11 protein-coding genes are annotated in these 11682 nt (G+C 35.0%); 1 reads left to right on the forward strand and 10 read right to left on the reverse strand.

Annotation, left to right across the window (positions count from 1 at the left end; translation table 11 throughout):
• Window positions 1–97: 97 nt before the first annotated feature.
• Window positions 98–1984, forward strand: coding sequence for an ATP-binding protein (locus tag VB798_RS20055; protein ID WP_323689021.1), 1887 nt, complete (start codon window positions 98–100; stop codon window positions 1982–1984).
• A gap of 172 nt (window positions 1985–2156) precedes the next feature.
• On the opposite strand, the gene VB798_RS20060 is transcribed toward VB798_RS20055, so the two are convergent.
• From VB798_RS20060 to ygiD, 10 genes are all read right to left on the reverse strand, one after another.
• On the reverse strand, window positions 2157–2675 hold the full coding sequence (locus VB798_RS20060; protein ID WP_323689022.1) for a hypothetical protein: 519 nt from the start codon (window positions 2673–2675) through the stop codon (window positions 2157–2159).
• 259 nt (window positions 2676–2934) lie between these two features.
• Window positions 2935–3525, reverse strand: a complete 591-nt coding sequence (locus VB798_RS20065; RefSeq protein ID WP_323689023.1) for a DUF4240 domain-containing protein — start codon at window positions 3523–3525, stop codon at window positions 2935–2937.
• 181 nt (window positions 3526–3706) lie between these two features.
• Window positions 3707–4702, reverse strand: coding sequence for a DUF4365 domain-containing protein (locus tag VB798_RS20070; protein ID WP_323689024.1), 996 nt, complete (start codon window positions 4700–4702; stop codon window positions 3707–3709).
• A gap of 45 nt (window positions 4703–4747) precedes the next feature.
• Window positions 4748–5437, reverse strand: coding sequence for a caspase family protein (locus tag VB798_RS20075; RefSeq protein ID WP_323689025.1), 690 nt, complete (start codon window positions 5435–5437; stop codon window positions 4748–4750).
• 1 nt (window position 5438) lies between these two features.
• The gene (locus VB798_RS20080) at window positions 5439–5870 is read right to left on the reverse strand and encodes a hypothetical protein (RefSeq protein ID WP_323689026.1); all 432 of its coding nucleotides are present in this window, start codon (window positions 5868–5870) and stop codon (window positions 5439–5441) included.
• Between the two features lie 1059 nt (window positions 5871–6929).
• Window positions 6930–8288 (reverse strand): tRNA uridine-5-carboxymethylaminomethyl(34) synthesis GTPase MnmE, encoded by a 1359-nt coding sequence (gene mnmE, locus VB798_RS20085; protein WP_323689027.1) that lies wholly within the window; start codon window positions 8286–8288, stop codon window positions 6930–6932.
• Between the two features lie 104 nt (window positions 8289–8392).
• Complete coding sequence (locus tag VB798_RS20090) at window positions 8393–8677, reverse strand: SCP2 sterol-binding domain-containing protein (RefSeq protein ID WP_323689028.1); 285 nt, start codon at window positions 8675–8677, stop codon at window positions 8393–8395.
• 57 nt (window positions 8678–8734) lie between these two features.
• Complete coding sequence (locus VB798_RS20095) at window positions 8735–9595, reverse strand: dienelactone hydrolase family protein (protein ID WP_323689029.1); 861 nt, start codon at window positions 9593–9595, stop codon at window positions 8735–8737.
• Between the two features lie 161 nt (window positions 9596–9756).
• Window positions 9757–10683 carry a tRNA epoxyqueuosine(34) reductase QueG gene (gene queG, locus VB798_RS20100; protein ID WP_323689030.1) on the reverse strand — a complete coding sequence of 309 codons (927 nt, stop codon included), beginning with the start codon at window positions 10681–10683 and terminating at the stop codon, window positions 9757–9759.
• 103 nt (window positions 10684–10786) lie between these two features.
• A complete protein-coding gene (ygiD, locus tag VB798_RS20105) occupies window positions 10787–11617 on the reverse strand; it encodes a 4,5-DOPA-extradiol-dioxygenase (RefSeq protein ID WP_456319152.1) in 831 nt (276 codons plus the stop codon).
• Window positions 11618–11682: the final 65 nt, after the last annotated feature.

The raw sequence follows: 11682 nt of genomic DNA on the forward strand, positions 1-11682 counted from the left end.
TCATATTATTTGACAGTATTTCTGTGAAAATTGCATTTATCAAATATTTATAAAAATCTTTAAACCTTGTCTCAGCGTATAAATCCTATGAAAAATTATGCTCTTAAAATATTTTTTCAAGCTAAAAACAATTGTAACACTCTTTGTGTTAGCCTTTTCCATTAGTCAACTTTGCCATGGGCAATCTAATGAACTCCAAAAACTACAAAAATCGCTACCTACTATACAAGACAGTCTGGTATATGTAAATACATTGAATAGGATAGCGACCCTTTTGTACGAAATAAACATTGATAGTACTTTTTATTATACCAAACAGGCTAGTGAAGTAGCCAACAGGCTAAAGTATGCAAAAGGGCAAGCTGATGTTTTGAACAATCTAGGAATCGTTTATTTCATAAAAGGCAATATACAACTGGGCTTACGCTACTTTAATGAAGGTAATATTCAATACAAAAGACTTCGTGACTCTGCAAACGTAGTTCAAACGTTAATGAATATCGCCATTCTTTATGAAGTAATGGGACGAGAGAAAAAGTCATCTATTAATTATAATCTGGCTCTGGAACTAGGGAAGAAACTACGTCGTGACTCTATCTTTTCCTTGGTTATTTATAACTACCTTATCAAGTCTCCCCCCCATAAGTTTAGTAAAGACTCACTAAACTATTACCTTCAAAAAGGTAGAAACATTGCCGAAAAATACAAAGACAAGCGTATTTTGTTAGCTTATGACCAATTAGCTGCTGATAATTATATCAAAAATAACCAATTTGATAAAGGCATGGCTTTATTAAAACAAGCCAATGAAAATGCTTTAAAAAATAACCTCTCGAATGTCTCCGTCATTATCTTGACTGATATGGGTGATCAAATGTATCAACGGGATAAGTTAACAGCTATTCAATATTATAAACAAGGACTTTCCATTGCTATTCCAAAAGGTTACTTAGTTGAAAGTGAAGGACTAACAAGAAAATTAGCTTCTATCTATGCTGAACTAAAAGATTATTACAATGCCTATTTATTCAGCAAGCAATACCAAACCATTAACGACAAAATAGATGAACAAGAAAATCTATTCGGTATTGATTATCAAGATTTTGCAGCGAAAGAACAACAGTTAGAATCATCAAATCTATTGGCTAAGTATCAATCTAGGCTATTGATATTGGCTATCCTAATCACTGTGATGGCTATCGTAATGATAATTATTTTGTGGCGTAGTTGGAAGAGTACACAGAAATCAAGAGAGGCACTCAGATTACAGTTTCAGCATGCAGAAGTAACAATGCGTGATTTAGAGACGATGAATAAAAACTATGCACGCCTTATTAAAATTGTAGCACACGACCTCCGAAATCCGATTGGAGCGGTAGGTGCAATGGCATCTATGTTGGCAGAAAAAGAAATGGATGAAGACGATAGCGAACTAATAGAGCTGATACAGACATCTATCAACAATAGCCTAAACTTAATTAATGACCTACTAAAAACTGACTTTGAGCAAAAGCATGACATCCATAAAGAAGAAACATCTTTTGATACATTACTAACTGAATGTGTACAATTGCTACGCTTTAAGGCAAAAGACAAAAATCAGCAATTGATTTTAAATACTGATACTAACATTAAAATGAATATTGACAGAGAGAAAATCTCGAGAGTAATCAATAACCTAGTAGTAAATGCCATAAAATTTAGCCCTGTAGGCACTAACATTTATATTAATACTCAAGCATCTAATCATAAAATAATTACTACAGTAAAAGATGCAGGGATAGGCATCCCCTTAAAAATGCAGGATAAAGTTTTTGATCCTTTCACTTCGGCTAAGCGACAAGGCACTGATGGAGAACAACCTTTTGGCTTAGGTTTATACATCAGTAAACAAATCATAGAAGCACATCATGGTAAGATTTGGTTAAAAAGCGAACCTGATAAAGGAACGGAGTTTTTTGTTGAATTACCGTCTGTAAATTGAGCGTTTTTACTCTCCTCCTTTTCTATTACTGGTGCATTGTCAAGCGAAGCATCACTTGTACCAATAGTTTTTCAGTTTTGAACTGAAACCAATTGTGTCTTTTATTCTCTTTACAAACTGAGCTAATTTTAGGTATGAGTGATGGTTCGCTTGATACTTGTGCGAGTGGAGTTTAATTTATGTCAATTTGATAGTGATTAATAATTTCAAACAATCCTTCAATGGTGCAAAACCAACCATTCTCACCTTCGTTTATTCTAATTCCATAAACTCCAAGTTTACTTAATTCTTTCGCCATATTTAACGAGCCAGTTCTTGTCATTTTTAAAACTAATGTGTTGCCGTCTTTGCTATGAAAGTTTCCAAATAATTTTGCATAATAGTCTGCTTTAAAACTATCAGTAAAAACGTACAACCACGGTTGCTCTTCAAATACTCCAATAAATGGTTTTGCATCTTCAATGTCGTAATTTTTTGATATGATAAAAACCCATTGTTCAAGATTGAGGAATGATTTATATAGAATCTCAAGGTCGGTACTGTTGCCTGATATTCTAGCCTGTTCAACAAGTTTGTCAAAATTTGTTTCAGGTTCATTTATCGTTAATTCTTCAAATGACTTTGGTGGGTCAGATGTCTTTTTATTAAATAATTTGTCGAATAGTCCCATAATATTTTTATGAAGTGTCAATTTGCAGAGTATCGGTAGTATTATGCCCAACTCATAGATATAGTCATTTTTGCATTTTTTCTAAAAATAGTAGATTAGCCTTCGTTGGAGTTTTCTCCAACGAATTGAGCGTTAGCAACAAACAAATGTAGTAAAATGCAAAGTAACGAGTTGCTTACGCTCGTGTTGTTGGTCTTGGCGACCCTGAGAAAACACCTACAACGACGGAAATAAAACCTAAAAACAGTTGCAGTTTATTTATTGGCGACCTTTTTTATTCTTATGACCAACCATTTCCGTTTGAACACGTTTCTATACAATGAATTGAGTTTCGTTCAAACTCTTCTCCGAATTTTTCTTCATATTGTTGATATGCTGAAAATCCAAATAATTCAGCTTCTAAGTCCATGGTTGCTTTGGAAGGTTCTTTGTCAATCATATCATAATATTCCTTACCCATTCCAAGTATAAAACATCTGCAATATAAAAAACCATCATCCGAACCGTCTGTATATTCATGAATGTCCTCCCTATCAATATTGTAAAGCTTTTCTTCTAAAATGTGTATAAATGCAGTCAAGTCTTCTTTGCTTAGTTTTAGAAGTCTTTTATCATAATTTTCAAGGATTGTTTCTGAAAGTTCCTCACTTAGTTCTGCAAGTAATTCTTCATCATTACTTATTAGAGCTTTCGCTCTTTTCTTATTTAAACTTGGCGAGTCAGCCCAAGAGGATTCAATGATTTCCCAAAAAACAGATTCGTTCATAAGTATATAGTTTTGTGTTGTCTTAATTGGAATTTGTGTTGTATCGGTAACTTGATAGTAATCTTTACTAATTTTTTCTCGTAACAGTTTTTCAATTTCTTTCATACATTCCGTATTATCAGAAATGTACACTATTCTTGCAAGCAGAGATTACATTTTATTATTGTTCCATTTGTTAAACTTGGAACAGCGAGGGGTACAAGTGATGCTTTGGTTGATACTTGCACTAGTAGGTGCCTATACTCGTCAGCCGCCATAATGCCAATGCAATGTTTTGCATTCGCTTTTATTCTTTGGTAGTTATTTCTGGTATTATTGAATAAGATGTCAATAAACTAATGATTTTCGGTAAAAACCATTCCCGACAAATGTCCTCATACATAGTTCCCAAATTTGTTAATTGATGCCACAAAATAATAACTTTAACTTTAACTATTGACCAATCCACATCTTTTGTTTCCAAAAGCATTTTCACAGTCACTAAATCCTCCCTAGCTTGCGGCAATACCAACCATTCATTGTGTTGCCAAATATCTAAATCAATTATTTGTGAAATGAAGTATAAAAGCTGTGTCTTGATTTCATCAAGTTCATATGATTTTCCTTTTTCCATTTCGTCTCTATATGTCCAAATTGGATAATCCCTGTATCCAAGCATATGAGCGATTTCATTTTTTTGGAAAGAGAATTTTGAGAAAGCAGCGAGAAGTTTAGCTCGTTTCCCATAAAACTTTAATGCATTGTTTGAAATATCTTGATTTGAAAGTTTGTTCAAAGCAGGTATAGTAAATGTTACAGAACCTTGCTCTGTGTACTTTGGATTTTGAGGTAAAATTATTTTTTCAATGTAGTCATTTACGCAGATAAAATATACATCCTTACTTTTTATATCAACAACAAACAATAAAACAGGAACACTACCTCCAAGAGATTGAATTGTAAATATTGAAGTTGTGTCAAATGGATATTTAATTACTTCAAGGCTAGTATATGACTTTCTATCCTCAGTCCAAACTACTTTAGCAACATTACCAACTGCGTAAATTGTTTCTTGTTTCGTTGTTACCTCTTTAACTGATTTTACTTGCACATAAATGAATTCACCAAGCGTCTCTGCTACGTTTTCGTCAATTACTTCGAAAAGTTCTATAACTAAATCAATTCCGTAATCGGGTCGATTAAATTCTCGTATTACCCAATGCTTAGGTATTTGACTTTTAATAATTTCATATGATTCGTCCTCCATTACATGCTGAAGAACTCTTTGTTTCTTTCTAATCATTTTAGGTCTGTCTAAAGTGACGCACAACGGTTCTGGGCTGACTTTCTAGTTGATTCCAAGTATTAATTGTTGAGTTGTCAAAAATTTAGGCTGAATTATTTCTGGGTGTTGGTCTTTAAATTCTTTTGTTGTTTTTTCTGAAGCAACTACGTGAGTTCTGCCAAAATAGATAAACTCTGAATCGTCCGTGTATGCAGTCTCAATTAGGTTTTTGGAATATGCACCACCTTTTGGTGTGTCGTGTGAATATTCACCTTCAGCACAGGAGTAAATTTTAATTTGTTGTGGTAAAGATTCTGAAATTCTCTTTTCAAATCTTGCCCTTGTACCTACATATGCACTAAATGATTTAATAAGTCTGACTTCTTCTAAGCTTTCTGATAAATTTTGCATATAAGCCCTACAACAATCTAAAATAGTCACTTGTCTTGTTGAAATATTCTCGAATCTAGATTCAGAAAACAACTCTCCATCAGGATTCAATTCCAAAATAGTATTTCTTTTCATTCCACCGTGTCCACTGAATACAACAATTACATAATCCAAATTCTGCTTTTTTAAACCATCAATCCGAGCAATGAGGTCATCTTTTTTAGGATTTAGCAATTCGATTATTTCATCATCATTCCATTGTCCGCCAGTATTGCTTTTAAAATACTTTTTGTAGTTAGCAAGGTCAATTTTAACACCAGGTAAACCATCGTTGTTGCCAATTAGTAATATTTTCTTTTTCATATTAGTTTAAATAGTCGGTTATTAATTTTTTGAATTCTTTGTCGTAAGAATCTATGTTTTCAAAAGTGTCTATAGGATTTAACCAGTAGTCTTTGTGAAGCCTTATCCAGTCCTTAGCCGCAACATAATTGTCAATTTTTTCTTTGTTATAATTGAAATGTTTTGCCACTCTTGAAAAAAAATTAAAGAGAAGTGTGCAATAAATGTCATATCGCAAATATTCATCCTTTTCAGAATTCTTATTGTCATTCCAAGTTTTTATGAAAGTTGGGTTTTCTAAGTAAGGATACTGTAAAGCAGTTTTTAGTAATGTGTCTAATTGGTCGTCTAAATATTTCAGTTTATTACTCCTGTTAATGTACAAAGTGACGGTCGCTGAAGTAGTGGCTGAAATAATTGTGGCTATCGCTGCTGTCGTTAATGTTAGTTCCATATTACTGTCTGTTTTTTAAGCTTGCCCATAATGTTCGTATTGGCAAAGTAGTTGGCATCGCTGTTTATTTCGCCAATACAAGTTAGACGAAGTGTTTTTGCGAAAGATTTGTCGTACTTTTTTACTACATTTCGCCTAATTCGCTAATACGCAAAAGTTTTGTAGTTCTTTTGTATTGTTTAGTGTTATTTCTATTTTTCGTCACCCTCGCTGCTCGAAGTCTTCAGACTTGGAACGTTATATAAAAAGCAGTCTTCGACTGCTCAATAAATTAAAACATCAATCTACCCATTCCCAAATACAATCAAAAATATTAAATCCACTAATCACAAAAAACTTATTATACGGTAAGTTTTCTTGGTATAATACAAACTATAGGAGTAGTAAATTGATTATTGCTAAAAGCGTTTTGTGCATGAGCAATTGCTACGTGTGCATAGGCAGTTGTAACGTGTGCATAGGCAGTTGCGAAGTGTGCATAGCCAGTTGCAAAGCGTGCATGAGCAGTTGCAACATGTGCATAGACAGTTGTAACGTGTGCATGAGCAGTTGTAACGTGTGCATGAGCAGTTGCAACGTGTGCATAGGCAGTTGTGAAGTGTGTATGAGCAGTTGCAAAATGATATTATGCGGTAGTTAATAGGTGAAACCCAGTAGTTAACAGGTATAATGCGGTAGTGAACAGGTAGAACGCAGTAGTTAATAGGTATAATGCGGTAGTGAACAGGTAGAACGCAGTAGTTAATAGGTATAATGCAGTAGTGAACAGGTAGAACGCAGTAGTTAATAGGTATAATGCGGTAGTTAATAGGTATAATGCAGTAGTGAACAGGTAGAACGCAGTAGTTAATAGGTATAATGCAGTAGTGAATAGGTATTATGCAGTAGTGAACAGGTATAATGCAGTAGTGAATAGGTAGAACGCAGTAGTGAATAGGTATAATGCAGTAGTAAAGTGATATTGACCAGTGGAGGCTTGTAATGAAGCTTTAGCAAAAGAATAGCCTTGTGTACTCATGGCATAAGGCTTTCAGTCATGCCATGAGTTTTGCTAATTCTCTATTTACCAATACAAAACTTAGAAAATATATTAGCCAATAAATCATCAGTAGTGATTTGTCCAGTGATTTCGCCTAAGTGATGGAGAGCAAAACGAATATCTTGAGCAAGGAAATCGCCTGTGACGCTTTGGGCTAAACCTTCTAAAACATTTTCTAAAGCTCCATTCGTCTGTAATAAATGTTGATAATGACGAAGGTTTGTCACCACAGTATCACCTGATTTAATTTCTCTGGTTTTTACTTTTCTGACTAAAGTATCTTTTAGCGTATCAATATTTTTATTTTCAGAAGCAGAAATCCAAAGAATATCAGGATAAGTAGTATCAAAAGCTGATTTTTTATCAGCCGATAATTTATCTACTTTGTTACCGACTAAAATATACGGTGCATTAAATTCCGTAATTTGTTGGGCAATTTCAGTAAGTTGAATTTCGGAAGCATCAAACAAATAGACAATCAAACTGGCTTTGTCCATTTGTTGTAAAGTACGTTCTACGCCAATGGCTTCGATAGTATCGGTAGTTTTGCGTAAACCTGCGGTATCAATCAATCTAAAACGGATGCCTTCAATAAATAATTCATCTTCAATTACATCACGAGTTGTGCCTGCGATGTCTGAAACGATGGCTTTTTCTTCATTTAATAAACGATTCAATAAAGTTGATTTTCCTGCATTGGGTTTTCCAGCAATGACAGTCGGCACGCCATTTTTGATAACATTACCCATTTCAAAACTATCAATCAATGGAATGAGTACTTTCTGAATTTTAAAGATTAATTGACGCAAATCATCACGGTCGGCAAATTCTACATCTTCTTCGCCAAAGTCTAATTCCAATTCTATCAAAGAGGCAAAATGAATCAAGGCTTCACGAAGTTGTGCGATTTGCTTAGAAAATCCTCCTCTGATTTGATTAATAGCAGTTTGGTGCGAAGCTTCTGAGTCGGAAGCAATTAAATCAGCAACGGCTTCTGCTTGGGCAAGGTCTAATTGTCCGTTTAAAAAAGCACGTTGGGTAAATTCCCCAGGATTTGCCAATCTTGCTCCTTCACGAAGGATTAATTTCAAGATTTTTTGAATGATAAAATCCGAACCGTGACAAGAAATTTCGATGGTATCTTCACGAGTATAAGAAGAAGGAGCTTTGAAAAGTGAAACCAATACTTCATCAATAATAGTTTGGTTATCTCTAATCGTACCGAAATGAATGGTATGCGAAAGTTGTTTTTCAAGGTTTTTACCTTTGAAAATTCTATTGACAATCGGAAAAGTTTCTGGCCCAGAAACACGAATTACACCGATTGCTCCAATGCCTTGGGCTGTCGCTAAGGCACAAATTGTATCTTGATTAAACATGAATTTGTAACACGATTTGATATTTGCGACGTCTCGCAATCGTGGGTTGAATGAGTTCGGTAACGATAGCGAGACGCCGCATCGTACCAAATCGTGCTACAAATTTAAAACAATTCCTTCAATTTCATGGCAACACCCATATCGCCAGTAATTTTTAGTTTGCCAAACATAAAAGCTGTCATCGGATTCAAATCGCCCGACATCAAGCCTTGTAAATCTTTTAAGCTTACGCCAATGGTACAATCTGCGGCATCGTCGGCATTACTTACGCTTCCGTCTGCTCCAATTAAGATACTTCCTGCATCAGTCGCAAATTTAATAGATGAGCCCAAACCACCTTTGGCAGCCGCCAAAGCGGTAATTTTTTGTGTTAATTCTTCAAAAGTCATGTTGCTGAGATTATATTAAAAAAAAGCTGAAAGCTGATGACTGAAAGCTGACAGCTACTAAGAAATCGTTTCCTTAAATACTCTTAAAGTAGCGTCCCAAGCTTTTTTGGCTACTTCCGCATTATAACGAGTAGGAGCGGTATCGTTGTTGAAAGCGTGTTGAGCACCTTCATATACATAAAGTTCGTATTTTGTACCAGCCGCTTTTAGTGCTGCCTCGTAAGCTGGAATGCCTGCATTGATACGTTCGTCTAAGCCTCCGTAATGTAATAAAACTTTTGCTTTGATTTTTGGTACATCTGCCGCTTCTGGTTGGCGACCATAATAAGCTACTGCCGAATTAAGCGTTGGTGAATTGACAGCCAATTGGTTTGCCAAACCTCCGCCCCAACAAAAACCAACACAACTGGTTTTACCATTACTTTTTGGTAAAGATTTTAAGTAATCAAATCCTTTCAAGAAGTTGTTGGTATTTTTTGTGGCATCTATTTTACTAAACAAAGCTCTTGCTTCATCTTCGTTTTCTGGTGTTCCACCAAAAGGCGAAAGTGCATCTACAGCCAAGGCATAATAACCTGCTTTCGCTACTCTTCGAGCTACGTCTTTGGTATGCGGATTCAAGCCACGGTTTTCGTGAATGATAATTACTGCCCCAATTTTTCCTTTGATTTTTTTAGGTTGAGCCAAATAAGCTTTCATCGTACTGCCATCACCTTCATAAGTAATGTCTGATGTTTCTATATCTTCATCATTTTCTTGAATCGTTGCGGCATTGGCGTAATTTACTTCTAGTAATGGCAAAACCGAAAGTGCCGCAACGGTACTTCCTGTTAGTTTAACAAGACGTTTGATGAAATCTTCACGGCTCAAAGGTTTATGAGTATATTCATCGAAAAGGTTAATAATTTCTTGATTCATAGTAAATATTATTTGAAGGTTGTTTTATTGGATTTCAGCTTTCGGTCGTCGGATTTCGGGCTTTAGTTTTTGTGTTAACATCAAATCTAAAAGTCAAATCCGATGACTGAAGTCCGAAAGCCGACGTCCGAAAGCCAATACCAAATCTAATATAATTACAATTACTTTAAAAATTCTATGTTCCTTTTTAGACCAACGTATTTTGTGCGTTTCAAAGGTGATTTTCTAAAGATGGTTTGGAACACTTCTTCGGTGATTTCTTCCCAATCATTCTTAGTAAAATTCGCTAAATCGGGATGGAGATTAAACTGTGGTTCTTGATGTGGTTTTGAAAAACGATTCCAAGGACAAACATCCTGACAAATATCACAACCGAAAAACCAGTTTTCAAACTTATTTTGTACTTCTACGGGAATGGCTTCTTTCAATTCAATCGTATAATAACTAATACATTTAGAGCCATCAACTACATAAGGTTCAATGATGGCATCTGTCGGGCAAGCTTCAACACAACGAGTACAAGTACCACAATAATCTTTTACGGGACCGTCGGGTTCTAAAGTTAAATCCAAAATCAATTCTGCAATAAAAAAGAAACTGCCTTGCTTTTTATTGATAAGATTACTGTTTTTGCCAATCCAACCCAAGCCTCCTTTTTTTGCCCAAGCTTTATCCATTACTGGTGCAGAATCTACAAAAACTCGTCCTCCAACTTCTCCGATTTCTTCTTGAATATATTCCAAAAAAGCTTTTAGTTTTTCTTTTACCACAAAATGATAATCAGTTCCATAAGCATATTTTGAAAGTTTTAAATCGTTTACGCCTTCGGGTAATCTCTGTGAAGGATAATAATTAAAAAGTAAAGAAACCACCGACTTGGCATCGTCCACTAATAATCGTGGGTCGAGGCGTTTGTCGAAATGGTTTTCCATGTACTGCATTTTTCCATGATGATTCGCTTTTAGCCAATTTTCTAACCTTGGTGCTTCTTCTTCCAAAAAGCCAGCTTCTGAAATACCACAAAAATCAAAGCCCAACTCTTTGGCTTTTTGCTTGATTAAGAAAGTATTTTTTGAATGATTTAACATTTAAGTGTTTTTTTCAAAAGTTTTCTGGCATCTTCATTTTGTCAATTTTTTGAAAGACAAACGATTAACAGATTTCAGATAACTGATAAACGTACGAAAGTACTTAAGCAATTTTTACTGAAGTCATCGTCAGAGAACCACCTACTGGCACGTCGTTGAAAAAGCTTTCTTCTTCGTTTTTCTCTTGCATTCCTAAAATATATAATAAAGGATAGTAGTGGTCGGGTGTAGGAATTGCCAATTTAGCGGCTTGTCCCATACTTTCGTAATTGATTAAGTCTTTATGATTTCTTTCAGTAATATTCTTTTTGAATTTTTCATTCATTTCAATCGCCCAATCATAGCCATAAGCCCCATTGATTCGCTGAAAATCTACCATTCTTAAATTATGCACCATGTTTCCACTTCCAATAATCAATACTCCTTTTCTACGCAATGTGGCTAATTCTTGTGCTAATTCATAATGATATTGTGGCGATTGATGATAATCGATACTCAATTGTAAAATCGGGATATTGGCTTTTGGATAGATATGACGAATGATTGTCCACGTTCCATGATCTAAACCCCAATCATGGTCTAAATGTACATCAGTTTTTGTAATGAGTTTTTGAGTTTCTTCTGCAATAGCTGGGCTACCAATTGCTGGATATTGTACATCGAATAATGCTTTAGGGAAACCGCCAAAATCATGAATCGTTCTAGGTTTTTCCATTGCCGTTACAAAAGTACCTCTTGTAAGCCAATGTGCCGAAATAACAATTACCGCAGTGGGTTCAGGAAAATCTTTGGCTAAAGACGACCATTGTTGACTAAATTGATTATTTTCGATACCATTCATGGGCGAACCATGCCCGATAAAGAGTAAAGGAGTCTTCTGTTCTTGTTGTGATAATTGCTCAGAAAATACTTTTAATGTTCCTAATGCTGACATGGCTAATACTCCTGCGGAGGCTTTTATAAATGTTTTTCGATTCATTTCTCTAAAATACTATATTT

Origin of the sequence: Arcicella lustrica (assembly GCF_034930985.1) — a bacterium.
Taxonomy (GTDB): Bacteria; Bacteroidota; Bacteroidia; order Cytophagales; family Spirosomataceae; genus Arcicella; species Arcicella lustrica.